Annotated in this window: 26 protein-coding genes and 1 riboswitch; of the genes, 16 read left to right on the plus strand and 10 right to left on the minus strand. The window is 37.8% G+C overall.

What is annotated here, in order from left to right; translation table 11 throughout:
* Positions 1-39: 39 nt before the first annotated feature.
* A complete protein-coding gene (locus G532_RS15015) occupies positions 40-888 on the plus strand; it encodes a 3D domain-containing protein (protein ID WP_051189110.1) in 849 nt (282 codons plus the stop codon).
* Between the two features lie 56 nt (positions 889-944).
* On the opposite strand, the gene G532_RS0108110 is transcribed toward G532_RS15015, so the two are convergent.
* Positions 945-1,418: a divergent PAP2 family protein gene (locus G532_RS0108110; RefSeq protein ID WP_027964357.1), complete on the minus strand. Its 474-nt coding sequence runs from the start codon at positions 1,416-1,418 to the stop codon at positions 945-947.
* Between the two features lie 164 nt (positions 1,419-1,582).
* Here G532_RS0108110 and G532_RS0108115 point away from each other — a divergent pair, with 164 nt between their 5' ends.
* On the plus strand, positions 1,583-3,079 hold the full coding sequence (locus G532_RS0108115) for a leucyl aminopeptidase (protein ID WP_027964358.1): 1,497 nt from the start codon (positions 1,583-1,585) through the stop codon (positions 3,077-3,079).
* 64 nt (positions 3,080-3,143) lie between these two features.
* On the opposite strand, the gene G532_RS0108120 is transcribed toward G532_RS0108115, so the two are convergent.
* The 3 genes from G532_RS0108120 to G532_RS0108130 form a co-directional block, all read right to left on the minus strand.
* Positions 3,144-3,749 (minus strand): biotin transporter BioY, encoded by a 606-nt coding sequence (locus tag G532_RS0108120; RefSeq protein WP_035512778.1) that lies wholly within the window; start codon positions 3,747-3,749, stop codon positions 3,144-3,146.
* Between the two features lie 339 nt (positions 3,750-4,088).
* Positions 4,089-4,802 carry a purine-nucleoside phosphorylase gene (gene deoD / locus G532_RS0108125; RefSeq protein WP_027964360.1) on the minus strand — a complete coding sequence of 238 codons (714 nt, stop codon included), beginning with the start codon at positions 4,800-4,802 and terminating at the stop codon, positions 4,089-4,091.
* A gap of 156 nt (positions 4,803-4,958) precedes the next feature.
* Positions 4,959-5,771, minus strand: coding sequence for a VLRF1 family aeRF1-type release factor (locus tag G532_RS0108130; protein WP_027964361.1), 813 nt, complete (start codon positions 5,769-5,771; stop codon positions 4,959-4,961).
* A gap of 203 nt (positions 5,772-5,974) precedes the next feature.
* Here G532_RS0108130 and G532_RS0108135 point away from each other — a divergent pair, with 203 nt between their 5' ends.
* The 7 genes from G532_RS0108135 to G532_RS0108165 all read left to right on the plus strand — a co-directional run bounded on the left by G532_RS0108135 (position 5,975) and on the right by G532_RS0108165 (position 11,326).
* The gene (locus G532_RS0108135; protein WP_051189111.1) at positions 5,975-6,658 is read left to right on the plus strand and encodes a phosphatase PAP2 family protein; all 684 of its coding nucleotides are present in this window, start codon (positions 5,975-5,977) and stop codon (positions 6,656-6,658) included.
* A gap of 63 nt (positions 6,659-6,721) precedes the next feature.
* A riboswitch (FMN riboswitch) is annotated at positions 6,722-6,856 on the plus strand.
* Positions 6,857-6,888: 32 nt separating this feature from the next.
* On the plus strand, positions 6,889-7,992 hold the full coding sequence (gene ribD, locus G532_RS0108140; protein WP_027964363.1) for a bifunctional diaminohydroxyphosphoribosylaminopyrimidine deaminase/5-amino-6-(5-phosphoribosylamino)uracil reductase RibD: 1,104 nt from the start codon (positions 6,889-6,891) through the stop codon (positions 7,990-7,992).
* Entirely contained in the window at positions 7,992-8,645 is a 654-nt protein-coding gene (gene ribE / locus G532_RS0108145; RefSeq protein ID WP_027964364.1) for a riboflavin synthase, read from the plus strand. Before ribD ends, ribE begins: the two co-directional genes overlap by 1 nt.
* A gap of 11 nt (positions 8,646-8,656) precedes the next feature.
* Complete coding sequence (locus tag G532_RS0108150) at positions 8,657-9,844, plus strand: bifunctional 3,4-dihydroxy-2-butanone-4-phosphate synthase/GTP cyclohydrolase II (RefSeq protein WP_027964365.1); 1,188 nt, start codon at positions 8,657-8,659, stop codon at positions 9,842-9,844.
* Positions 9,845-9,860: 16 nt separating this feature from the next.
* Complete coding sequence (ribH, locus tag G532_RS0108155) at positions 9,861-10,328, plus strand: 6,7-dimethyl-8-ribityllumazine synthase (RefSeq protein ID WP_027964366.1); 468 nt, start codon at positions 9,861-9,863, stop codon at positions 10,326-10,328.
* Positions 10,329-10,420: 92 nt separating this feature from the next.
* Positions 10,421-10,618, plus strand: coding sequence for a hypothetical protein (locus G532_RS0108160; protein WP_027964367.1), 198 nt, complete (start codon positions 10,421-10,423; stop codon positions 10,616-10,618).
* Positions 10,619-10,753: 135 nt separating this feature from the next.
* Complete coding sequence (locus G532_RS0108165) at positions 10,754-11,326, plus strand: superoxide dismutase family protein (protein WP_035512781.1); 573 nt, start codon at positions 10,754-10,756, stop codon at positions 11,324-11,326.
* 45 nt (positions 11,327-11,371) lie between these two features.
* Here the strand turns inward: G532_RS0108165 and G532_RS0108170 are convergent, their stop codons facing one another.
* Positions 11,372-12,556 carry a MalY/PatB family protein gene (locus G532_RS0108170; protein ID WP_027964369.1) on the minus strand — a complete coding sequence of 395 codons (1,185 nt, stop codon included), beginning with the start codon at positions 12,554-12,556 and terminating at the stop codon, positions 11,372-11,374.
* A 332-nt stretch (positions 12,557-12,888) separates the two neighbouring features.
* Between G532_RS0108170 and yugI the strand changes: the two genes are divergently transcribed.
* Complete coding sequence (gene yugI, locus G532_RS0108175; RefSeq protein ID WP_027964370.1) at positions 12,889-13,287, plus strand: S1 domain-containing post-transcriptional regulator GSP13; 399 nt, start codon at positions 12,889-12,891, stop codon at positions 13,285-13,287.
* Positions 13,288-13,393: 106 nt separating this feature from the next.
* Positions 13,394-14,557: an iron-containing alcohol dehydrogenase gene (locus tag G532_RS0108180; RefSeq protein WP_027964371.1), complete on the plus strand. Its 1,164-nt coding sequence runs from the start codon at positions 13,394-13,396 to the stop codon at positions 14,555-14,557.
* A 338-nt stretch (positions 14,558-14,895) separates the two neighbouring features.
* On the opposite strand, the gene G532_RS0108190 is transcribed toward G532_RS0108180, so the two are convergent.
* On the minus strand, positions 14,896-15,870 hold the full coding sequence (locus G532_RS0108190; protein WP_027964372.1) for a quinone oxidoreductase family protein: 975 nt from the start codon (positions 15,868-15,870) through the stop codon (positions 14,896-14,898).
* 134 nt (positions 15,871-16,004) lie between these two features.
* Between G532_RS0108190 and G532_RS0108195 the strand changes: the two genes are divergently transcribed.
* Complete coding sequence (locus tag G532_RS0108195; protein ID WP_027964373.1) at positions 16,005-16,421, plus strand: YugN family protein; 417 nt, start codon at positions 16,005-16,007, stop codon at positions 16,419-16,421.
* Here G532_RS0108195 and G532_RS0108200 read toward each other — a convergent pair.
* From G532_RS0108200 to G532_RS0108220, 4 genes are all read right to left on the minus strand, one after another.
* A complete protein-coding gene (locus G532_RS0108200; protein ID WP_027964374.1) occupies positions 16,401-17,405 on the minus strand; it encodes a potassium channel family protein in 1,005 nt (334 codons plus the stop codon). The genes G532_RS0108195 and G532_RS0108200 overlap by 21 nt on opposite strands.
* A gap of 102 nt (positions 17,406-17,507) precedes the next feature.
* Complete coding sequence (locus G532_RS0108210) at positions 17,508-17,849, minus strand: TraR/DksA C4-type zinc finger protein (RefSeq protein WP_027964375.1); 342 nt, start codon at positions 17,847-17,849, stop codon at positions 17,508-17,510.
* Between the two features lie 13 nt (positions 17,850-17,862).
* Positions 17,863-18,249 (minus strand): hotdog fold thioesterase, encoded by a 387-nt coding sequence (locus G532_RS0108215; RefSeq protein WP_027964376.1) that lies wholly within the window; start codon positions 18,247-18,249, stop codon positions 17,863-17,865.
* A gap of 48 nt (positions 18,250-18,297) precedes the next feature.
* Positions 18,298-19,227, minus strand: a complete 930-nt coding sequence (locus G532_RS0108220; RefSeq protein WP_027964377.1) for a 1,4-dihydroxy-2-naphthoate polyprenyltransferase — start codon at positions 19,225-19,227, stop codon at positions 18,298-18,300.
* A gap of 187 nt (positions 19,228-19,414) precedes the next feature.
* On the opposite strand from G532_RS0108220, the gene G532_RS0108225 reads away from it, so the two are divergent.
* Genes G532_RS0108225 through menB form a run of 4 tightly spaced genes read left to right on the plus strand, consistent with a single transcriptional unit; the run spans position 19,415 to position 24,171 of the window.
* Positions 19,415-20,806, plus strand: coding sequence for an isochorismate synthase (locus G532_RS0108225; protein ID WP_027964378.1), 1,392 nt, complete (start codon positions 19,415-19,417; stop codon positions 20,804-20,806).
* Entirely contained in the window at positions 20,806-22,542 is a 1,737-nt protein-coding gene (gene menD, locus G532_RS0108230; protein WP_051189112.1) for a 2-succinyl-5-enolpyruvyl-6-hydroxy-3-cyclohexene-1-carboxylic-acid synthase, read from the plus strand. Before G532_RS0108225 ends, menD begins: the two co-directional genes overlap by 1 nt.
* 2 nt (positions 22,543-22,544) lie before the next feature.
* Positions 22,545-23,339, plus strand: coding sequence for a 2-succinyl-6-hydroxy-2,4-cyclohexadiene-1-carboxylate synthase (gene menH, locus G532_RS0108235; RefSeq protein ID WP_027964380.1), 795 nt, complete (start codon positions 22,545-22,547; stop codon positions 23,337-23,339).
* Positions 23,340-23,352: 13 nt separating this feature from the next.
* Entirely contained in the window at positions 23,353-24,171 is an 819-nt protein-coding gene (menB, locus tag G532_RS0108240) for a 1,4-dihydroxy-2-naphthoyl-CoA synthase (protein ID WP_027964381.1), read from the plus strand.
* The last annotated feature ends 37 nt before the right edge of the window (positions 24,172-24,208 follow it).

Raw genomic sequence — 24,208 nt, forward strand, 5'->3', positions numbered from 1 at the left:
TAATATTGGAAACGCTTGTTGGCAAAGAGGTGGTCAAAAGTGAGAAACCAAATTAAAAGCTTTTTTTTATTAGGTAGCATCATCCTTTTATGTCTAGGGGTAGGATATTGGATGACAATTACGATTACTGCAGAAGAGAATAATCCTATGCGTGCTGATATAAAAGAGGAACATCAACCTTTTCATAAAAGTAGTAAAGAACGTATGCCAATGGATGAAATACAAGATGAAGAAGAGAAAGTGGACTGGGTGGAGGATGATCAGCTCATTTCTGTAGCAAACATTACAAAGGACGATGAAGAAGAATCTGACGAGCTAGAGTTAGAGATAAGTTCTGATACAAATGAGAACGTGGAAGAACAGAATGATACAGAAGAAGTTGTAGAAGTTAAGGAAGAAGAAACTACCGAAGAAAGTCAAGATCAAGTTAAGGAACCAGAAGAAGAGGAACAAGAAATAGAACCTACTGCTGAAGTAGCCTATAAAGAATATCCCAAGAAAACTGTTGTAGCAACGGGTTATACTGCAGGCTATGAATCGACTGGTAAAACAGAGTCTCACCCTGAGTACGGTATTACCTTTTCAGGCTTAAAAGTGCAAAGAGATACTATATCTACAATTGCAGCTGATCTAAGCGTATTTCCTCTTGGTACGGTTCTATATGTGCCTGATTATGGATACGGAATCGTCACTGATATTGGAGGAGCAATTAAAGGAAATATAATTGACTTATATTATGAAACAGTGGATGAAGTATTTGTAGAGTGGGGCAAAAGAGAAGTAGATGTGTATGTAATTGAAGTTGGCGATGGGGTAGTCACATCCTCCGACTTGAATTATTGGGAAGAACAAATTATCACAGAAGCTGTTACAGCTCACGTAGAATAATAAAACAGTTCCAGCAATGCTTATGCTGGAACTGTTTTTATATTTTCGTTTTACTATTAAAAAATCGAATAGATACTAATTGCTAATAATATACCTGTAACTGCACCGAAGAACACTTCGCTAGGTTGGTGTCCTAGCAATTCTTTTAATTCTTTTTGTTTTTCACTTTCCTCTTTTTCAGGCCAGCTTTTGGCGTCTTCTACAATTCGTTGGAAGTCTTTTACTAACTGATTTAATAAAGTCGCATGTTCCCCAGCATGACGACGGATCCCCGTTGCATCATACATGACTATAATACTTAATACACAAGCAATTGCGAAATATGGTGACTCTAAGCCATGTTCGATTCCAACTGCTGTTGTCAGCGAAGTTACTGCAGCGGAGTGACTACTAGGCATGCCTCCTGTACTTACAGCTAATCCGAAGTTGATTTTTCTAGTTGCGATATATTGGATTGGAATTTTAATAACTTGTGCGAAAATAACGGCAAACAAAGCGATTATTAAAGGGGTATTATTTAAAATTTCCATATGACTTATTTCACCTTCCTCTTTCTATCATCATACCCTATTTATTCGATTAAAAAAACGTCATAAAAGAAAATCCTTCAATCAATATTTCGATTTATGAAATAAACTGATATACTCGTATTAATTACTTGAAAAGAAGAATAAGTAAATTTCGGAGGTGCAACATGTTTAAAGTGAGTAATGAAACTGTAGAGAAGCACGAAACAGAAGCATTAATCGTAGGACTTTTTGAGAAAAATAAACAAGATCAACTGGAATACCAATCTTTAAACGAAGCTTTTCAATCAGAGTTGGATACACTTGTTGAAAGTGGCGATATATCAAATGCTTATGGCAAAGTATCTAAAGTTCACACGTTCGGGAAAGTCCCCGCAAAAAGAATCTATTTCATTGGATTAGGTAAAGAAGATGATCTTACTACAAATAAGACAAGAAATGCTTTTGGGAAGTTGTTTAAGAAATTATCTGAAGATCAAATTTCTCAAGCTTGCATCTCGTTACCAAGCATTACACATGCTAATTCAGAACTAGAGGATGTTGTAGAAGCAATAAGTGAAGCAGCTGCCATGGCAACTAATGTATTATCAACTTATCATACAGAGCAAGACGATCAACCGAAAGTAGAGTTGGAACAGTTACACTTTATAGGTTCAGATGAGGATTCATTAGTGTCAGCTGCAAGTAATGGGTATGCCCTTGGAAACGGTGCAAATGTTGCAAGACACCTAGTTAATTTACCTGGAAATTTATTAACTGCTGTAGATTTAGCTGCATTCGCAGAAGATATGGCAGAGAAACACCAATTTGATATTGAAATTTATGAAAAAGAAGGAATTGAAGAACTTGGAATGGGAGCATTATTATCAGTAAACCAAGGTTCTTTAGAGCCTCCACGGTTTATTGTGATGAAATTTCAAGGGAAAGCAGAATGGGATAACCCTGTAGCATTAGTAGGTAAAGGAATAACATTTGATACTGGTGGCTATTCCTTAAAACCGAAAGACGGAATTATTGGAATGAAAATGGACATGGGTGGAGCAGCTTCCGTATTAGGTGCGATGGATGCCATTGGACATATTCGTCCAGAGGAAAATATCATTGCTCTTATTCCAGCTACCGATAACATGATCAGTGATCGTGCTTATAAACCAGATGACGTCATCGTAACAATGAGTGGAAAAACTGTTGAAGTAAGAAATACAGATGCAGAAGGTCGTTTAGCTTTAGCTGATGCAATAACTTATGCGCGTCAACAAGGGGCACGCAAAATTGTAGATGTTGCAACATTAACTGGTGGTGTAGTTGTTGCATTAGGAGATCAAGTTACTGGAGCGATGACAAACAATGAGTCTTGGTTAGGTGAAATCCAAGCAGCATCTGAAAAAGTCGATGAATTGATTTGGCAGCTCCCTTATTTAGATGTATATAAGAAAGCAGTACGAAATAGTCATATTGCTGACTTAAATAATTCACCTGGACGAAAAGGACATGCAGTACTTGCTGGTTCCTTTGTTGGTGCATTTGCAGAAGATACGCCATGGGTACACTTAGATATAGCTGGAACGGCAATGGCAGAAGCTCCACATGACTTAGGACCCAAAGGACCGACCGGCGTTATGGCACGTACATTAGTAAAGACAATGATGAACAGCTCGAAGTAAATAATAATAATAAAGACCTACGTAGAAGCAAGAAGCTTCCGTAGGTCTTTATTTTTGTTGGTTGTCAGGAACGAATGGTGTTAAGGGAAGGGGTGGCTAGTGAAATCCTTGTAAGTAATTTCGGTAACAATATTGCAGCCCCCATAGTAATAACAAAATCTTTAATAAAAAATGGTAACATAACCATAAACCCTGTTTGCATCGTCATTGGTACTTCCATCACAATATTCATCGATCCTACCATATAAGGAGTACCTATTAAATAGTTTGCTAGAAGACCTGCGAAAGATGCTACTAAGTACGTTTTAATCGTTGGTTCAGCACTTTTTTCTACGATCCACCCAGAAACAAAGGCAACTGCAATAAATGATAATAAGAATCCTCCAGTTGGAGAGATAAATGCGAATGGCCCTGACTGCATTTCCGCGAATACAGGAACACCAGCCAACCCGATTAACAAATAAACGAGCACAGAAAATGTACCAAGTTTCTTACCTAATATAATTCCAGCTAAAATGGCAAAAAACGTTTGAAGAGAAAGCGGGACAGACCCTCCAGCATATGTAATCTTTAATACAGGAAACCATACAGCAATGTTTGCTCCGATCATAAGTAAGACCACGAAAACAGATCCTAATGTTAAATCAATTGGACGAAATTTATTTTTCATTATTTTATGTCCCTCCTTTACAAGAACTATCATAGCGAATAATCACTTTCATTGTCAACCTGAATTTTATTTAGGTGAACAATAGATTTGAAAAGAGGCTGGGACAAAATAAAGTGATAGCATGAAATCAGAACAAAGCAAATGAAAAGTGGATGAAATAGACGGAGACTCCTGCGCGAAATAGAGCTCAGGTGAGACCCCACAGAGCTTGCTCGAGGAGGCTCACCAGCTCCGCGCGGAAAGCGCAGTCTATTTCAGGAACGAGTTAGTCGCACCACATTTCATTGTTCGGATTATTCATGACTACAGACACTTTTGTCCCAGCCTCTTTAAAAGTGATTATTTTGTCTGAATACTAGCGTCTAATGCCACTTCAATCATGTCACTAAACGTATTTTGGCGTTCCTCTGAGGTAGTTTCTTCTCCAGTTAGAATGTGATCACTCACTGTTAAAACAGATAGTGCTTCTCGATTGAATTTAGCTGCTAATGTATATAAGGCAGTTGTCTCCATTTCAACAGCTAATACGTTGTAAGATGCAAGTTGTTTGAAGAGATCCATGGCGTTATCACGATAAAAACTATCGCTTGTAAAAACATTACCTACTTTTAGGTTTAACCCTTTTTTCTCTCCTACTTCATACGCATTTTTTAATAATTGAAAGTCAGCTGTAGGTGCAAAATCAATTCCTCCAAATTCCATCCGATTCATTTGAGAATCTGTTGTGGAAGTTGAAGCAAGAATCACATCACGTACTTTAACATCTTCTTGTAGTGCTCCACAGGAACCAACTCGAATGAGTTTTTTTACATCGAATTCCTGGATAAGCTCGTTTACGTAAATAGAGATACTTGGTACACCCATTCCTGTACCTTGAACGGAAATACGTTCTCCTTTATACGTTCCTGTGTACCCATACATTCCACGGACTTCATTATAGCAAGTTACATCTTCTAAGAAATTTTCTGCGATATATTTTGCACGAAGGGGATCACCCGGTAATAAAATCGTTTCTGCGATATCGCCTTTTTTAGCGCCAATATGTGTGCTCATCATCATTCCTCCATTTTCAGTTTTCATGTTTACCCTACCACAATCGATTTTACGAAAGCAATTATACAAAAGTTATAACAAAACTCATAATATTGTTATAACTTTGTGCTAGAGCGTAAAAAGAGGAAGTGGATTCATCCAACTTCCTCTAGTTTGCTATGAAGAATATACGACTTCTTCAAGTACTTTCATTTCTTCATGGTCTAATAAATTTTTATTAACAAAATGGTCTGCTGTTTTATTCATGTTTGCTTCCAAATCATCAAGTTCTTCTTTATTTCCTACGAAATATATGCGTTCCCAACCATAATCTTTTGCTAGTTTATCTAATTTAGGTGCTAAGCTTTTATACCATCTATAACGGTTCGCTTCGACACGTTGTTCAAATTGTTCTTTCTTAGATGTCTTTTGACCACCAGAGCCCATAGAAGCATCAGCACGATGCGGTCCTTGGTGTAAACGCCAATCTTCTGTATCAAGGTCAAGTTCGTAATGTTGAATGTCATTAACATTTCCTAAAGCTGCATCAATTACTTTGATTTCATTTTTTTGAGTTAAGATGAGTCCAGTTTGTGGGAAATTATTTTGCATTTCTTTCAATTGATCAAGTTGAGGTTGTTCTTCCCAATAGAATTTACTTTCAACTGGCATTTGGAATTTTTCTGCAAACCAAATTTGCTCATCAGAAGAAGCTATAATTACTAAGCTCTTTTTGAAATCTTTTTGATGTTCTTCTACATAATTTTCTACATATTCTTTGATCTTCCAATAGTTTCGTTTCTCATCTGAATCTCCGTCTTCTTGTAAGTAAGATTCGAAGTTATTTAAACCATTTTTTAAATGAATTTTCCATTCGCCCCCTTGGTTATCAGGGCTTGCAGGATCTGTGTCTAAGTACATTGTAAATACTCTGTCAGGTGATTCTGCGTATACTGCCTCTAGTCGTTTTATTTCTTTGTTTAAATCCATATGGTTGTTCATCTCCTTTTGCGGAATTTGCTTTCCTACTATGAACTTTCCCAGAACGTTGTGAATTCAAACATGCAATTGCTAACGTTCTATTGTCGAAGCTTTATATAAAATATATTACTTAAGGACAAACTGTTATCATGTTTGCAAGATAGGGTAATGTTTGAATACGTGAATGAAGAATACAAGATTGAGGTGAAGAAATGGAATTTAAAGAATCGTTTCGAAAGATCCCAACGAGTGTATATGTTTCAATTTTTATAGCATTATCTGTTGTTGCAATTTGCTTCTATTTCTTCATAGAATTAGCCGATGAGGTATTAGAAGAAGAAAGAATCATTATTGATGGATTTGCTTCTCAATTTGTTCAATTGATCGAAAGACCTATATTAGATAGTATTTTTGGTGTGGTAACACATTTGGGCTCCGTAACTACCTTAGTTATCGGATCAATTCTTTTAGTAATTGCGATTATTGTTTATTATGGTCGTCGGTGGTGGAGAATCATATACTTTGCTATTGCTATGATTGGTATTTCCATACTAACGCATACGTTAAAAATTGCTTTTTCGAGAGAACGACCAAACATTGTAGAACAATATGATGGGACAGGTTTTAGTTTTCCGAGTGGTCACTCAACAGCTCCGATGGTGTTTTATGGATTTATTATTTATTTAGTCCTTAGAAGTTATGTAAATAAAGCTTTAAAGTGGACCCTCATAGGGTTTTTATCCCTACTTATTATGTCCATTGGGTTTAGTCGAGTATATTTAGGCGTCCATTATATTTCCGATGTAATAGCTGGATTTACACTAGGTTTAAGCTGGTTAATTACTTGTATACTGGTACTGGAATTCACCCTTTACCGTAGAGGAAAAAAATTATAATTCAGTAAGAGCTAGATGATTCCTTTCTAGAACTTTCGTGTGCTATAATAACACTGTTAGGAAATGATCTTTCGGGGCAGGGTGAAAATCCCGACCGGCGGTGATGAGTCTTGCACTCTAAGTCCGTGACCCGCTTCTTGCGGTGGATTCAGTGAGATTCTGAAGCCGACAGTATAGTCTGGATGGGAGAAGGATCTGATCGTTAACCTAAATAAAGAGGAGGTTAGCGATTGAAAAATGCACAGTTTTATATGCAGCATGCGATTGACTTAGCTGAATTAACTATTGGACAAACGAGACCCAATCCATCTGTTGGCGCTGTTATTGTAAATAATGGTGTTGTAGTTGGAACGGGTAGTCATTTGCGAGCTGGTCAGCCACACGCAGAAGTTCACGCGCTGAGACAAGCAGAAGGTCAAACAATTGGTGCGGAAATGTATGTAACACTTGAACCATGTTCCCATTACGGTCAGACTCCACCTTGTGCAAAAGCAGTAGCAGAAAGTGGTATTACAAAAGTGTATATAGCAACTTTGGATCCAAATCCAAAAGTTGCAGGTAATGGCGTGAAATGGTTGAAAGATGAAGGTATAGAAGTGGAAGTAGGCTTGTTAGAAGAGCAAGCTAAAGAAATAAATAAGGCATTCTTTTATTTTATGAAAAATAAAAAGCCGTTTGTTACCCTAAAAACAGCTGTATCTCTAGATGGAAAAATGACAGCAAATAGCGGGGACAGCAAATGGATTACAAGTGAAGCAGCCAGAGAAGATGTGCATACGAATCGTCATATGCACGAGGCTATTTTAGTAGGTATTGAAACGGTTCTACGTGACGATCCTCAATTAACCACCCGTTTGCCCCACGGAGGTTTAAATCCTATCCGATTTGTATTAGATACCCAGTTATCTATCCCATTAGAATCAAATTTATTAGTAAATGATGAAGCAAATACAATAGTAGTATGTGGAAATGAGGCATCTCAGGAAAAAGAAGAAGTACTGCAAGCGATTCCACATGTTAGTGTTTGGCGTTTATCAGAAAACAGAATTCAATTAACCAGATTGTTAGAAAAGATGAAGGAAGCAAACTTAATGAGTGTATATGTAGAAGGTGGTTCATCGATTCACTCTACATTTATTCAAGAAGGTTTGTTTAATCAAATTCACATGTATATGGCCGCAAAATTAATAGGAGGTTTAGACAGTAAATCTTTTTATAATCAATTAGGTTTTGATCAAGTGAAGGATGCTATTCAAGTGAAATATTCTAATGTTGAATTAGTAGGTCCAGACTTAAAGATTACTGTTGTGCCTTTGACGGAGGGGGAAGACTGATGTTTACTGGAATCATAGAAGAGTTAGGTCAAATTGAATCCATTACACAAGGCTCCGAATCACTTCAACTTACGATTCGAGTTGGAGAAATTACAAACGATATGAACTTAGGAGATAGTATTTCAGTAAACGGTGTTTGCTTAACGGTTACCTCTTTTACAAATCAACACTTCTCTACAGATGTCATGCCAGAAACTTTTCATCACACAGCGTTGCGTGGCTTGAAAGTTGGTTCGAAAGTAAATTTAGAACGAGCAATGGCTGCGAATGGCCGTTTTGGTGGTCACTTTGTATCTGGGCATGTGGATGGGGTTGGTAAGATCCAGTCAAGAGAAACGAAGGATAACGCCGAATACTTTCATATCAAAGTAGAACCAGATCTAGCGAAATACATGATGTTGAAAGGTTCTATAAGTGTAGATGGTACGTCACTTACAATCTTTGGTTTAACGAATGATACATTCACAATCTCTTTAATTCCTCATACACAAGATGCAACTATTTTAACGAGTAAAGTAGAAGGCGATGTTGTAAATATTGAATGTGATCAATTATTAAAGTATGTATATCAGTTGATGCATCCATCAGATGAACAAAAGGGAACCGGACTGAGTATGGAACAATTACGACAGTCAGGATTTTTAAATCAGTAGGAGGGGCAAGAATGTTTGATTCTATAAAAGATGCGATCGAAGATTTAAAACAAGGTAAAGTAATCATCGTAGTGGATGATGAAAATAGAGAGAACGAGGGTGACTTTGTGGCGCTAGCTGAGCATACGACTCCAGAGATACTTAATTTCATGGTTACAGAAGGTCGCGGGTTAGTGTGTGCTCCGATTACAAAGGCAAAAGCAGATCAATTACAGCTTGAGATGATGGCTGATGTAAACACTGACAGCCATGGAACAGCTTTTACAGTTAGTATTGACCACATAGAAACAACTACTGGTATTAGCGCAGCTGAGCGCGCAAAATCGATTATGCGTTTAGCCGATGACGATGTTGCACCAACTGAGTTTAAGCGTCCAGGTCACATCTTCCCATTAATTGCGAAAGATGGTGGTGTACTAAGAAGAGCTGGACACACAGAAGCAGCAGTTGATTTCGCAACATTAGCTGGCGGCAAACCTGCAGGAGCTATTTGTGAAATTATGAATGAAGATGGAACAATGGCGCGAGTGCCTGAGCTTCGTAAACTTGCAGATCAACATGATTTGAAACTAGTTACAATTGAAGAGTTAATTAAATACCGACGAAAGCATGAAAAGTTAGTGGAGCGAGCTGTGGAAGTGAATATGCCAAATGATTATGGAGATTTTCGAGCGATTGCTTATACGAATGTTATTGATGGAAGAGAACATATCGCGTTAGTTAAAGGGGATATTCAGCCGACGGAACCTACGTTGGTGAGAGTTCACAGTGAGTGTTTAACGGGAGATGTGTTTGGCTCCCACCGCTGCGACTGCGGTCCTCAACTAGATGCTGCTTTAGCTCAAATTGAAGAAGCTGGAAAAGGTGTGTTACTTTATATGCGCCAAGAGGGACGCGGAATTGGTCTACTTAATAAACTTCGCGCATACAAACTCCAAGAAGAAGGGTATGACACAGTTGAGGCTAATGAAAAGTTAGGGTACCCGGCTGATCTAAGAGATTATGGATTAGGTGCTCAAATTTTAGAAGACCTTGGAGTGCGGAAAATGCGACTTTTAACAAATAATCCTCGTAAAATTAAAGGATTACATGGATATGATTTAGAAATCACCGAGCGAGTTGGTATTAAAATGCCCTCAAATAAATCAAACCAAAAATACTTAGACACGAAGCGAGATAAACTCGGACACTTATTTTAAACTAGGAGGAGATAGAATGAATACATTTGAAGGTAATTTAATTGGAACGGATCTTAAAGTAGGAATTGTCGTTGGGAGATTCAATGCTTTTATCACTGAAAAACTATTAGAAGGTGCTATTGATGGATTAAAACGTCATGGGGTGGATGAAGCTGATATTGATGTAGCTTGGGTACCAGGTGCATACGAAATTCCAGTAGTTACAAAGAAATTAATCGAAAAGAATGATTATGATGCGGTAATCACACTTGGTACTGTCATTCGCGGAGCAACCCCGCACTTTGAGTATGTAAGTGGAGAAGTAGCAAAAGGAGTATCAACAATTAGTTTAGAAACTGGCGTACCAGTTATTTTTGGTGTGCTAACTACGGATACGATTGAACAAGCAGTAGAGAGAGCGGGAACAAAAGCAGGTAATAAAGGGTTTGAAGCGGCTGCAGGAGCAATTGAAACGGCCAATGTTATTCGTTCCGTACAAAAGTAATTGTCAATAATCCGATACAAACTTCATTTCTGTTGATACTGAATTTTGTTATACTGAGTATATTCTTAATTCGGTAAAGTAGGTGATTTGCTATGATGGAGTTTCTGTATTTTCCTGACGATAAGATGGCGTATATCCCTGCTGCAATCTCCTTAATGGTGTTTATGATTGCTGCAGTAATAGTTATGCGTTTAATCTTGAAAGTGTCAAAAAAGGAAGAACAAACTTTTGAAGAGAAATATCCAGATGCAAAAAGAGAAGAACATACTTCGGATCGTTCTTCTTCATAACGAATAAATATTATCCCCTCAAGTAACATTGCTTGAGGGGATTTTTTATGTAGTAAAGCTTGTCTGTTTAACACGGTAAATTACTTTCGTATGAATGTATTCAAATTGCTCATACTGTTAATGGAGGTGTATGTTATGCGAATTATAATATTAATTGTAGCCATTTTCCTGTTATATTCCTGTCAGTCCGAAGCGTCCACGTCAAAAACGATTGATTTGATCAATAGAGATGGGGATGTAATTGGAGAGGCCACTTTTGCTGAACAGGCAGAAGGTGTCGAGGTGGAAGTATCAGTGGTAGGGCTTTCACCTGGATTTCATGGAATACATTTACATGAGTTCCCTAAGTGTGACACTCCATCATTTGAATCTGCAGGAAGTCATTGGACAGTAGATGATGCTAAACATGGTTTGATGCATCCAGAAGGTCACCACATTGGAGACATGCCAAATTTAGAAGTGAAGCAAGATGGCACCGCAATGTTTACGTATGTCATTTCAGAGGCAACGCTCAGAGAAGGAAAAGGTTCTATTTACAGTGATGAAGGTAAATCGCTGATCATTCATGAAGATATGGATGATGGTGTTAGTCAGCCAGCAGGTAATGCAGGCGAACGTATTGCTTGCGGAGCTATTACAAAATCAAGCGAGCAGTTTGAAGAGGAAAACCCAGGAGAAGATGTGAAGGAAGAGGAAGAAGAAGCATAGGGGCAATAGCCTTGTCTATGCTTCTTTTTCTATACAAAGGAGGGTCTACTCCATGTTGTTATTCTTAGTGAATGTATGGATGATTCTTTCTACTCCTTCTTGAACAATTGAAGGTGGTGATGCAATATTCATGCGCATAAATAGGTTCCCACTTGTTTCACCGAAAGATTGTCCATCATTCAGTCCAACTTTAGCTTTGGTTTGTAATAGATTTTTTATTTCTTCGTGCGACAAATCAGTCGAGCGAAAATCTAACCAGAGTAAGTACGTCCCTTCAGGCTGAAACACTCTGATGCCTGTATTACTAGTATGGAGTCTCTCAATTACGAAATCAGCATTCTTTTTAATTAATATATTAAGCTCCTCTAGCCATTGAGCTCCACTTTCATAGGATGCTTGCATTGCTACATATGCAAATGTATTAAGCATCATAATTCCTTGTTTCATTAATTGTTTATTTAATACTTCTTTTAAATATTCATTTGGACTAATCACATAAGAACCTTGTAAACCAGCAATATTAAAAGTTTTAGATGGTGCCATTAAAGTGAATGTTAATTGTTCGATCTCTCTACTTATACTTGCACTTGGAATGTGTTTGTTATGATCAAATGCTATGTCGGCGTGAATCTCATCAGAAAATAAGAATACATTGTACTCGATACACAAATCAGCAATTTTTTTCAATTCCTCTTTTGTCCAAACCCTTCCTACTGGGTTATGAGGACTACATAAAATAAAAGCTTTTGCCCCATTTTTGAACTGTTGCTCTAATTGTTCAAAATTAATTTTATATTTTCCTTCGTCTATTATAAGTTCATTTTCTATTAGAGTGCGATTGTGGTTCCTAACAACAGAATAAAAAGGTGGATAGACAGGTGGTTGAATGACAATCTGATCTCTCTCATTTGTAAAAGCTTGTACAAGTGCATGTAAAGAAGGAATTACACCTGGACTAAAGGATAGTAGTTCTGTATTAATGGTATATTCATGTCGATTCCTGATCCAGTTTTTAATAGCCTCTATTAAATCAGGGTTGTGCATCGTGTAACCGTATAAATTATGTTCCGCTCTTTTTTGTATGGCTTCTTGAACAGCATTAGGTGCAGCTAGATCCATGTCGGCCACCCACATTGGTAAGATCTCATTCGATCCGAATAACTTTTCACGAAATTCTAATTTAACTGCTCCAGTATTTTCTCTAGATATAATGCGATTAAATTGCTCCATTGGATTCACCTCTTCACCCTAGTTTACTAAAAGATAAGTCCTTATTCGAAATAAAAGCATAAAAAAAAGGCAAAGTGCAGTGCACTTCACCAAAGGGGGAATACGAGAAAGTATTACATTATTAGGTATAACCGTTTTCAGGAAATATAAACCTGTTTTTATAAAAAAATATACTTTTTTTAAAATAAAACCGAAAAATGAAGAAATTCTTATGTTTTTTGTCGAATTACGAGGAAGAATGTAAGGTTTTATATTTCTCTTTTTGAATCTTTCTTTAAAATGTGGTACAATAACGGACGGTATTAAAGAAAAGGAATCGGGAGTTGTATAGTATGACAAACACAATTGAGCAAGGTCAGGTAATCGAAGGAAAGGTTACTGGCATTCAGTCTTATGGTGCATTCGTAGAGATTGCAGAAAACAAACAAGGACTTGTGCATATTTCAGAAATTACGCACGGTTTTGTTAAAGACATTAACCAACATCTTAACGTTGGTGATGAAGTGAAGGTTAAAGTTCTAGACGCTGAAGAAAGCAAAGGGAAATATTCTCTTTCTATTCGTGCTACAGAAGATAAACCAAAGCAACAAACAAAAGCACCACAACAAAAGAAACAAGCTTCATATGCTGCTAACACGCAAGAAGAAGCGCCAGGCTTCAACGTGTTAAAAGATAAATTAGAAGGTTGGATCGAACAGTCTAAAGAGCGCGAAGAAACGTATCGCCGCTAATTTAGATATACAAAGTGCCTTAAAGATTAAATTCTTTAAGGCACTTTTTTTGCACTATTTTGCTGTTTTATTCATAATGAAATAAGTTATTGAAAGGAGTTTGATTATGGAGAATTTTACATTTCACAATCCAACAAAGCTTGTATTTGGAAGAGGGCAGCTAGAAACATTGCCTACACTTATTCCTGAAAATGTGGAAAGAGTACTTGTCGTCTATGGTGGCGGTAGTATAAAGAGGAACGGTATTTACGATTCGACAGTAAAATTATTACAAGATCATGGATATGCAACATATGATTTGGCTGGAGTGGAGCCTAATCCACGCTTAAAAACGGTCCAAAAAGGTGCAGATTTATGTAAAAATGAAAATATTGATTTTGTACTAGCAGTTGGCGGAGGTAGCGTAATTGATGCATCTAAAACCATCGCATCTGCAGCGAAATATGATGGGGACGCATGGGATCTTGTTACACGTGAAGCAGAACCCCAAGATGCTCTACCATTAGGTACGATTTTGACATTAGCGGCAACAGGTTCAGAAATGAATGCTGGTGCAGTAGTTACGAACTGGGAGACAAACGAGAAGTATGGTTGGGGATCACCTTATTCCTATCCATTATTCTCTATTTTAGACCCTGTGCATACGTATTCTGTTCCAAAAGATCAAACAGTATATGGGATGGTAGACATGATGAGTCATGTCTTAGAGCAGTATTTCCATACACCGACTAATTCCCCTGTTCAAGATCGTATGGCAGAAGGAATTTTAAGATCGATTATTGAAACGGCGCCTAAATTATTAAATAATTTAGAGTCCTATGAGCATCGTGAAACAATTATGTATGCTGGAACGATGGCATTTAACGGTATTCTCCAAATGGGTTACCGTGGTGATTGGGCAACTCATAATATGGAACATGCCGTTTCAGCCGTATATGATATCCCACACGCTGGTGGATTATCGATTTTATTCCCTAACTGGATGAAACACAATATGCATGTGAATACAGAAAGATTCAAGCAATTAGCAGTAAGAGTGTTTGGTGTTAATCCTGAAGGTAAAACAGATGATGAAGTGGCGCTTGAAGGTATTGAACGTCTAAGCAAATTCTGGAGTGCATTAGGTGCACCGACACGTTTAGCTGACTATGATATTGATGACTCTCAGATTGAATTAATGGTTGATCGTGCTATGAAACGTGGACCATTTGGTAATTTCACGAAACTTCATGAAGGCGACGTACGTAGTATTTTACAAATGTCCCTATAAATTTTAACAGGAAAACCTGCCGAATTTGGCAGGTTTTTTTATAATTATAAAGTTACGCGCAGCTATTCCTGCTGAAAGCGCAGCGACAAAACTGAGCGCGCAGCTAACCCTGTTGAAGGCGCAGCAACAAACTGAGCGCGCAGCTAACCCTGCTGAAGGCGCAGCGGCATAACTGAGCGCGCAGCTAACCCTGCTGAAAGCGCAGCGACATAATTTAGCGCACCAATGAATCCAATTCACACGAAAAGTGCAGTCTATTACAGGGCCAATTTAGTCGCTTAATCTCAATTCATTGTTATACTATTCGCAATCGAAAAAAACACAACACATTCTTAAGCTTAAGGTTCAAGAATTAGTTTACCTGTAGTTTTTCTTGATTCCAGATCGCGATGGCAAGTTGCTACCTCTTCGAGTGGATACACGCCACCGATTGTAATGGACAATTGACCATCTGCTGCAAGTTTCATAATCTCAGATAAGCTAGAAGCGAGAAGGTCAGGTCTTCTCATAATTTGTGGTAAAAAGAAACCATTAACTGTTTTGTTTTCTTTCATTAATTCAAACGGACTAAAGGTAGGTAGTTCTCCACTCGCTGCTCCATAAAAGACTAATCTTCCAAATGTTGCGAGGAGCTCTAACGTTTGATTGAAGATTTCGCCCCCAACCATTTCTAAAGCCACATCGACGCCATCTCCATTTGTTATGTCCATAATTTCTTGCTTCCATGTGTCTTGTGTGTAGTCGACTGTGTAATCTGCTCCCATATCCATGGCAAGTTGTCTTTTTTCAGGTCTGCTTGCTGTTGCAATAATAGTTCCAGCCTTAAAATACTTAGCAAGTTGAACAGCTAATGTACCTACACCTCCAGCAGCTGCATGGATTAAAATCGTTTCATTAGGTTTCATTTGACCCATTGTTTGTATCGTATGGTAGGCCGTCAAACCTTGTAATGGTAAGGCAACTGCCTGTTTGTCGGATAAACCATCAGGAATTGGGATTACAAATTGTGCGGAAATAGTTACATATTCGCTATATGCTCCCTGGTCAATCAACGAAACAACTTTATCCCCTATATTAAGATTGGTCACTTGATCCCCACATGCAACGACTTCTCCAGCAACTTCTGAACCTGGTGTGAACGGTAAAGGCGTTGGAATGACATATTGGTCTTGACGACGCATGGTATCCGCAAAGTTCACTCCAATACTGGTTACTTTAATTAAAACTTCATCGGTATTTGGTTGTGGTTGCTCCTTTTCAGAGAGTGTTAAAACCTCTGGACCACCAAATTCGGTAATATTTATATATTTCATCTTCAAAACAACTCCTTTTCTAAAACTATGTCTTTAGAATAAAGGAGTTAAATAAGGCATGCAAAAATTTCCGTAATGATGAGCGGTAAAATGAGCACATTATAGATTATATCGACTTACGTGGAGGTGAGAATTTGGAACAATTATCGTCTGGTATTGAAAATCAAGATTATACGTTTGAGCCCTTGGAAGAAGTGCTTGGGAAGTTTGGGTTGACAATTGGTGGTAACTGGGAATACGATCATGCTTACTTTGACTATTTATTAGACCAAACGGATGAAAAATATACCCACTTGCGAATACCGGTTAATGCAGAAATTGGTCAAATAGGAGAAAAAGATGCCCATGTCCGTATAGGAAAACCATTTGTCTTATCACATCAATTTGAAGCTGGTATTGATCAACAAGGTGATTCTGGAAATTTCCAAGCTAGTATTAACCAATTTGCCTCTCCAGTTAACCCTGATGCTGAGATTGAGGCACGGTTAATTACCCGTGCAGAAGAGGTATTATTAGAAGTAGAGAAATTTCTACTGTCCAATCGATTCTAGAATAATTAGTTGATCATTTTTTACAACTTTCATCTTAGCTTTTGGATTGATAATTATTTCGTTTTCTCTTTGAATGCCAACAAGGATCTTGTCTTTTTTTATTAACGTTTGAACAATACTTTCAATAGACTGTCCTGTAAAATCATCTCCTACATGAAGCAATTGAAAATGTTGTTCAGAGAGGATTGCCATCATATATTCAAATGCACGGTTGACATGGTTTCCAGTTAATTCATGATACAGCAGGGTGCTTGTTGATTCATTGGTACAAATCACCTCAGTTGCTCCAGCTCTTCTTGCGTTCAAAAGTTGATTTTTAGTAAGTATTTCAACAAAGATAGGTAGGTCTTCGTGTAAACCTCTTGCAGTGATAGTGAGCAGTATGGAGTGAATGTCTGCATCTTTTTCTAATTTCGTTTGATCTGAGGTAATAATAATTTTTTTTGCATCTTTGATTGCAGCTCTGTGCCACGTCTCATCAATTGCTGGGTCCCCTTTCACAAAATGAACGTAACGATCATTCATTGGGTTTTTCTCAAGAGATTCATCCATCAATAAAATGGTAACTTTTTCCTCATATTTTGTTTGGATAAGGTGTATCAGGTTTTTGGTACGTTCATTCCACCCGACTAAAATATAATGACCAGCTCCATGATAATCCATTTTCCCTTTATTAAAATTTTCTTCCTGTTTTACGGTGCCGCTAGAAATTGTCACCATGTAAAAGGTAAGCAAACCTCCCCCAGCTAAGATAAGTAAAATTGTAAAAAGCCTTCCTGGAATGGATTGGGGAACAAAGTCACCATAACCTACTGTCGCACCAGTAATGAAAGCCCACCAAATCCCATCAAACACATTCGGGAATTCGTTCGGCTCGATTAAATGGATCAAGTAGCCAAATAAGGTCATAAGTAACAAAACAGTCGCCAGTAAGCGGATAAAAATTGGTATTTGGAAATAGCTACGCCAGAGCCTATAAATCATTCTTTTGCCTCCTTATTAACTAAAGGATAGTTTCACCAAAAAAAAGTTTCTTATAAGCAGGCATAAAAAAACTCCCTAGATTTATATCTAGAGAGCCATTCATTATATTTTTTCTCTTGCAGTAGGCATTGCCTTTAAACGTTCCGGATCAATTGGTTCCCCTGTACGTTCACAAATTCCATATGTCCCGTCTTTCATTTTTTGAAGGGCATGATCTACTTCCTCTAACTGTTCTTTCGCCTTATAGTACAAAGTTGTATCTTTTTCTCGTTCAAACATTTCTGTACCAGAGTCACCGGGATGTTCTGTATCTACTGAGTTTAATTCTCCTACTGATTCTTCTAGGAATGCTCCGTCACTTTTAAATTGCTCCAGTTGTTTTTGCAATCTTTCCTTTTCGTCATGAAGTTGTTTTTCTAAAGCTTTCAACGTCTCTTGTTCCATGCTATCACCTCATTTATTTAGATTGATCAACGACTCCGATTGTACAACGAGAAGTTGAAATTAACTGATCTTGTTCATTTCTCATTTGAATCTCCCATACCATCGTCATTCTGCCAATATGAATGGGGGTAGCAGTAGCAAATAAAGTTCCCTCACGCATACTTCTAACATGGTTGGCATTAATTTCGATACCAAAAACTTGCTTCTCACTAGGGTCCACATTTAGAAAGGATCCGATACTTGCAGCTGATTCGGCTAAAACGACGGAAGCTCCTCCATGTAAGTATCCCATTGGTTGGTGTACAGTTGGTGAAACTGGCATGGATAAAACAACCTTATCCTTTGTTAATTCCACGGTCTCTATTCCTAACGTTTCCATTAATGTGTTTTGAAATTCCATTAAATTGCTCCTTCAATTTAGGGTATTTATGCATGTGCATTTTCTGAATTAAAAAAGCTTTTCTAGTAGAAAACTTAGGCCGAATAAAAAGCCAAATATGGTATTCATCTGTGCGGTGTACTTCATCCCAGGCATCATCTTTAAAGGTGTTGTGTTAGCCTTGAAAGTTTGGTATGCCTTTAAAGCCTTCATCCCACTTAATAAAGTAATAAGCGCAAAGATCGGAACCACATCTAAAAGGATTAAAAGGAAGGTAAATAGAAAAGCGAATAGGAAAAATGCTAAAAGAATATTAATCGCTTTATTTCTACCAACGAGAATGGCAAGCGTTTTTCTACCGTTTTCTTGGTCCCCTTTAAGGTCTCTAATATTGTTAGCAAGTAAAATTGCTCCGATTAATAATGCAGGTGGTATCGATATCAGTACAATAGTCCAGTTCACCGTTTCTAATTGAATAAAATAACTGATTCCTATAATTACAGTACCCATAAAGAAACCTGCAAATAATTCTCCAAATGGAGAGTATGCTATTGGATAAGGTCCTCCAGTATATAAATAACCAAATAACATGGAAACTAAACCAATGACGGCAATCCAAAAGGTTGTTTCTAAACAAATATAAAATCCTAATAGTACAGCAATTCCATAAAAGATAAATGCTAAATTACGAACTTTAATGGGGTGAATTCCATCTCTAACAATCGTTCCACCTATACCAACTGATTCTTCTGTATCCAAACCTTTTACATAATCATAGTACTCGTTAAACATATTAGTGGCTGATTGAATCAACATGGAAGCTAGTAACATTGCTATAAATAATCCGATATGTATGGGTGATTCTAACAGTGCTGCCATGGTACCAATAAACACAGGGACAAAAGAGGCAGTCAGCGTATGGGGTCTTAACATTCTCCACCAAACCTGAAAGCTACTCTTTTCCCCTTGTTGGCCTTGTATGGATTGTTCTGATTGCATGCTTTCATTCCTCTCTTTTACCGTTACTAGCATTAGTTTAGATAACCGTTTATGTTGTGTCAATCTAACCGTTTTGTGTTCTTCTTGTCGTAACGGGAAAAAAGTCATAAAATAAGGGATAGGGTTTAATTTATATATACGAAAAAGTTGTTAACTATACAATTATAGTTAAAACGGAGGAACGACCATGATTGAAACAAAACTTTCTACAATTTCACAACAGATAGATTCTATTTATAATCAATTAAAAGAGAATGAGTCCATAAATGTTTCACTTGTACAAGAGGTGCAACATCAAGATCCATTAGTATTTTATCAAGTAAATCATTTATATAAAGGGTATAGATGGTATTGGAAAAATGCTGAGGGTAGTTTTAAAATGACTGGAATTGGTCATTTTAAGACGATCCATGCCTCCTCAACCGACGAACGATTCCAGGCTGTAGAGCAGGAGATAAACAGATTTAAAAGTTCGATTGTACAACACGAAAAGCAACCATCTACAGGAGTGGGGCCAGTTTTTTTCGGAGGTTTTTCATTCTTTTCTTCGATAGCTAAAAGTTCAAGTTGGGAAAAATTTTATCCAGCTAGTTTTGTGTTGCCTGAGTTTCTACTTACTCTAGATGGAGATGATTGTTATTTAACATTTAACGCGAACATGAACAAAGAGACGGATATTAATAAATTGAAACAAAAAGTAGAAGATATTCTTCCTTCACAAAGTAAACAAACACTTTCCCCTATGCCTAAGCGAAATCGAATCGTAGATGAATTAACTTATAAGCAATGGGAAGGAATCGTTAACCATGCTGTTAGGAACATTCAAGATGGTATGCTCGACAAAGTAGTTTTAGCTAGAAAAATAGACGTGGAATTTAACCATGAGTTACCTATAGAGGTTATTTTGGATGCTTTAGAAAAAAAGCAGGCAAATAGTTACGTCTTTTCATTTGAAATTGGTGACGATGTATTTGTTGGTGCTTCTCCAGAAAGGTTAGTTCAAGTGAATAATCGATCTTTGTATTCTGCGTGTCTGGCAGGTTCGATAAGGCGAGGTTCCGATTCCGTTGAAGATGATTTATTAGCTTCTGAATTACTACATGATGAAAAGAACCTACAAGAGCATGCGTATGTGGTGGATACCATTCGTTCCAGTATTGAAGCTTCTTGCGAAAAAGTTCATATCCCAAAAGAACCGGTAATTAGAGCGTTACAATCGATTCAGCACCTTTATACTCCAGTGTATGCTGAACTGAATGAGCGCACGACATTATTCCAGATTGTGGAGCAATTACACCCAACTCCTGCGTTAGGTGGGGAGCCAAAAGGTTCTGCTATGAAGTTTATCAAATCACAAGAACCGATGGAGCGAGGTTGGTATGCCGCTCCTGTTGGATGGATAGATTCCAACGGGGATGGAGAATTTGCAGTAGCTATTCGTTCGGCACTAATTCAACATGATACAGCAACATTATTTGCAGGGTGTGGCATTGTAGAAGATTCTGATCCGCAATCTGAATATGAGGAAACAGATTTGAAATTAAAAACAATGCTCTCAGCTTTAGGAGGCAACTTGTAATGACAATGGAAGCAAATACCTACTATGTATCGTACTTTATAGATGAATTATATAAAAGCGGCGTAGAGAATGTTGTTATTTCACCGGGCTCTCGTTCGACTTCTCTAGCTATGTTGGCCTCTGAACATCCTAATATGAAAGAGTGGGTTCATTTTGATGAACGTTCTGCCGCTTTTTTTGCATTAGGAATCGCCAAAGTTAGTCAAACGCCTGTTGTGTTAATTTGCACCTCTGGTACCGCTGCTGCAAACTATTATCCTGCAGTGGTAGAAGCTTACTATAGCCGAATCCCGCTTATCATCTTAACTGCTGACAGGCCTCACGAGTTACGTGACAACGGAGCACCACAAGCGATTGACCAGTTTCATATGTATGGAAATTATGCGAAAAAATTCTTTGAGATGGCGCTTCCAGAATCTGATTTTAGTATGCTTACTTATTCTAGAAGGCAAGCATCTCGTGCATGTCAAATAGCCAATTCTAGCCATAAGGGAGTTGTACAAGTCAACTTCCCATTTCGTGACCCATTGATTCCGGAGCTAGAGCTTCCTAAGCTTTGGGGCGAGTCAGAAGAAGCAGCCTTTTTAGAAACTGTACCAAGTATAGAAACGATCTCAAACGATTATATGGATCAATTAGCTAAACGCATTCCCATTCATAAACGAATCGTCATTGCGTGTGGAGAATTGGTATCTCAAGAGGAATTAATTGCGATTAAAGAACTTGCAGATGCCTGGGAAGTACCTATTTTCGCTGACGTATTGTCAAATGTTAGACAGTTAAGTCATAGCCATGTGATTTCTAGCTTTGATGTTCTGCTAAAAAACGAAGAACTAAAAAAGCTATTTCAAGCAAATGTAGTAATCCGTTTTGGTTCCATGCCTGTTTCCAAAGCATTTAACCAGTGGCTTACTAAATATCCACCTGATGAGTATTTGGTTATTGATCAAGATGCTGGGTACCGAGAACCAACAGGGAACCGCGCTACTTTAATAAATAGCGAAATATCCCCTTTTGTAAAAGGCTTATTAAAGCAAGTCCCGGTGCTTAAAAATACAGATAGTATCTATACAGCACAACTTCAGGAAGCTGATAAATTAGCAAGAAATATATTGGAAGAATCTACTCAACATGAGTTAACAGAAGGTGCGGTTGCTAATGTTTTAGCTAAAAAAGGAAACGAAGGAAGCACTATTTTTGTAGGGAATAGTATGCCCATTCGTGACATGGACACTTTTTTCTTATCTCAACAAAATGAGATAACAGTTTATTCCAATCGAGGGGCTAATGGAATAGATGGAGTTATATCAACGGCTTTAGGAGTATCCACGACTTCTACTGATACGACGTTAATGATCGGTGATCTGTCATTTCTACATGATTATACGTCTTTTTTGTTAGCAAAGAAAAATAACTTATCATTACGAGTAATTGTCATTAACAATAATGGGGGAGGTATCTTCTCCTTTCTTCCACAACATGACTATCAAACGCATTATGAGAAATTGTTTGGCACACCTTTTGATGCTCCGATTAAGGAAATGATTGAATCACTGGACATACCCTATTCACTTGTTCAAACGACTGATGAATTAGCAACACTCGTTGAACGTCCTGTTAAAGGACTAGAGGTAATTGAAGTGCAAACGAACAGAGAAGAAAACCAGCAGTGGCATCGTCATGTAACGGAAAAAGTTCACCAAGAAGTGAAGCGTCACATTAAAGGGGAAAAATAGCCATGTTTATCGAAGTTGGCGAAAATAAATACCATGTACAAGTTTATGGGGAAGGCCCGCCAGTTATTTTTTTACATGGATTTACTGGGAAAGGAACTTCCTGGGACACGACCATTGATTGCCTGAAAACGGACTTCAAATGTATTACCGTCGATCTTCCAGGTCATGGATTAACAGAAACGAAAGAAATTAATTCCATGGAAGAAGTGGTAACAGACTTGAAGGAAGTTTTAGTAAAACTGAAGCTTCAGAAAGTTCATTTGATTGGTTATTCTATGGGCGGAAGAACTGCCTTAGTGTTTGTTTCAATGTATCCAGAGTGGGTGGACCAGTTGGTGTTAATTGGAGCTTCCCCAGGTTTAGAAAATGATCAAGCACAAGAAAGAATCGAGCGAGACGAAAAATTAGCAGAACGTATTTTGAAAAATGGTGTAGAATCATTCGTTAAAAATTGGGAGAAAACCCCTTTATTCGAATCGCAACAGTATTTACCTGAAGATACTAAACTTAAGTTGAGAGAAGAAAGGTTGAGCCAGTCAGCAGAGGGGTTGGCGCTTTCTCTGAAATCAATGGGAACAGGAAGGCAGCCAAATATTTGGCCGAAACTAAAAAATATTAATCAAAATGTTTTATTAATTACCGGACAATTCGACGAAAAATTTACAAATATGAATGAAAAAATGCTACAATATTTACCGAATGCTACTCATAAAAGTATTCCTGCTGTTGGGCATGCTGTTCAATTAGAACGTCCCACAGCTGTAGTTACTGAAGTAAATAAATTTTTAGATACATAAGAGGAGGATGACAATGACAGTAGAGTGGATTCAAGAAAAAGAATACGAAGAAATCAAGTATGAATCTTATGATGGAATCGCAAAAATTTCAATTAATCGTCCACATAAGCGTAATGCGTTTACCCCTTTAACAGTGCAAGAATTACTAGATGCATTTGCACGTGCAAGAGATAATTCTAATATCGGTGTAATTGTTCTAGCTGGAGTTGGCGACGACGCTTTCTGTTCAGGTGGAGATCAATCGGTCCGAGGACATGGTGGCTATGTTGGAGATGACAGCATCCCACGACTAAACGTATTAGACTTACAGCGTCTGATTCGTGTTATTCCTAAACCAGTAGTTGCGATGGTATCAGGTTATGCAATAGGAGGAGGACATGTGCTTCACGTTGTATGTGACCTCACAATCGCTGCTGATAATGCAATCTTCGGTCAAACAGGTCCAAAAGTAGGTAGCTTTGATGCTGGATATGGTGCAGGTTTACTAGCTCGTATCGTTGGTCATAAGAAAGCTCGTGAAATTTGGTACTTATGCCGACAGTACAATGCAGAGGAAGCAAAAGATATGGGACTTGTAAATACAGTAGTGCCATTAGACCAACTAGAAGCGGAAACCATTCAGTGGTGCCAAGAGATGTTAGGTAAATCACCAACTGCTTTAAGATTCTTAAAGGCTTCTCTAAATGCTGATACAGATGGTTTAGCAGGATTGCAACAAATGGGCGGAGACGCTACTTTACTTTATTACACGACTGATGAAGCAAAAGAAGGAAGAGATGCGTTTAAAGAAAAACGCAAACCAGACTTCAAACAGTTTCCACGTTTCCCATAAACAAATTACTTTTAAAAGTCGCACATAGTTAGTGCGA

This window comes from Halalkalibacillus halophilus DSM 18494 (genome assembly GCF_000423105.1).
Taxonomy (GTDB): domain Bacteria; phylum Bacillota; class Bacilli; order Bacillales; family Alkalibacillaceae; genus Halalkalibacillus; species Halalkalibacillus halophilus.

Coding starts and splice junctions, on each gene's coding strand:
- G532_RS0108110 (WP_027964357.1), bottom strand. CDS start 1,418: ATGGAAATTTTAAATAATACCCCTTTAATAATCGCTTTGTTTGCCGTT.
- G532_RS0108115 (WP_027964358.1), top strand. CDS start 1,583: ATGTTTAAAGTGAGTAATGAAACTGTAGAGAAGCACGAAACAGAAGCA.
- G532_RS0108120 (WP_035512778.1), bottom strand. CDS start 3,749: ATGAAAAATAAATTTCGTCCAATTGATTTAACATTAGGATCTGTTTTC.
- deoD (WP_027964360.1), bottom strand. CDS start 4,802: ATGAGCACACATATTGGCGCTAAAAAAGGCGATATCGCAGAAACGATT.
- G532_RS0108130 (WP_027964361.1), bottom strand. CDS start 5,771: ATGGATTTAAACAAAGAAATAAAACGACTAGAGGCAGTATACGCAGAA.
- G532_RS0108135 (WP_051189111.1), top strand. CDS start 5,975: ATGGAATTTAAAGAATCGTTTCGAAAGATCCCAACGAGTGTATATGTT.
- ribE (WP_027964364.1), top strand. CDS start 7,992: ATGTTTACTGGAATCATAGAAGAGTTAGGTCAAATTGAATCCATTACA.
- G532_RS0108150 (WP_027964365.1), top strand. CDS start 8,657: ATGTTTGATTCTATAAAAGATGCGATCGAAGATTTAAAACAAGGTAAA.
- ribH (WP_027964366.1), top strand. CDS start 9,861: ATGAATACATTTGAAGGTAATTTAATTGGAACGGATCTTAAAGTAGGA.
- G532_RS0108160 (WP_027964367.1), top strand. CDS start 10,421: ATGATGGAGTTTCTGTATTTTCCTGACGATAAGATGGCGTATATCCCT.
- G532_RS0108165 (WP_035512781.1), top strand. CDS start 10,754: ATGCGAATTATAATATTAATTGTAGCCATTTTCCTGTTATATTCCTGT.
- G532_RS0108170 (WP_027964369.1), bottom strand. CDS start 12,556: ATGGAGCAATTTAATCGCATTATATCTAGAGAAAATACTGGAGCAGTT.
- yugI (WP_027964370.1), top strand. CDS start 12,889: ATGACAAACACAATTGAGCAAGGTCAGGTAATCGAAGGAAAGGTTACT.
- G532_RS0108180 (WP_027964371.1), top strand. CDS start 13,394: ATGGAGAATTTTACATTTCACAATCCAACAAAGCTTGTATTTGGAAGA.
- G532_RS0108190 (WP_027964372.1), bottom strand. CDS start 15,870: ATGAAATATATAAATATTACCGAATTTGGTGGTCCAGAGGTTTTAACA.
- G532_RS0108200 (WP_027964374.1), bottom strand. CDS start 17,405: ATGATTTATAGGCTCTGGCGTAGCTATTTCCAAATACCAATTTTTATC.
- G532_RS0108210 (WP_027964375.1), bottom strand. CDS start 17,849: ATGGAACAAGAGACGTTGAAAGCTTTAGAAAAACAACTTCATGACGAA.
- G532_RS0108215 (WP_027964376.1), bottom strand. CDS start 18,249: ATGGAATTTCAAAACACATTAATGGAAACGTTAGGAATAGAGACCGTG.
- G532_RS0108220 (WP_027964377.1), bottom strand. CDS start 19,227: ATGCAATCAGAACAATCCATACAAGGCCAACAAGGGGAAAAGAGTAGC.
- G532_RS0108225 (WP_027964378.1), top strand. CDS start 19,415: ATGATTGAAACAAAACTTTCTACAATTTCACAACAGATAGATTCTATT.
- menD (WP_051189112.1), top strand. CDS start 20,806: ATGACAATGGAAGCAAATACCTACTATGTATCGTACTTTATAGATGAA.
- menH (WP_027964380.1), top strand. CDS start 22,545: ATGTTTATCGAAGTTGGCGAAAATAAATACCATGTACAAGTTTATGGG.
- menB (WP_027964381.1), top strand. CDS start 23,353: ATGACAGTAGAGTGGATTCAAGAAAAAGAATACGAAGAAATCAAGTAT.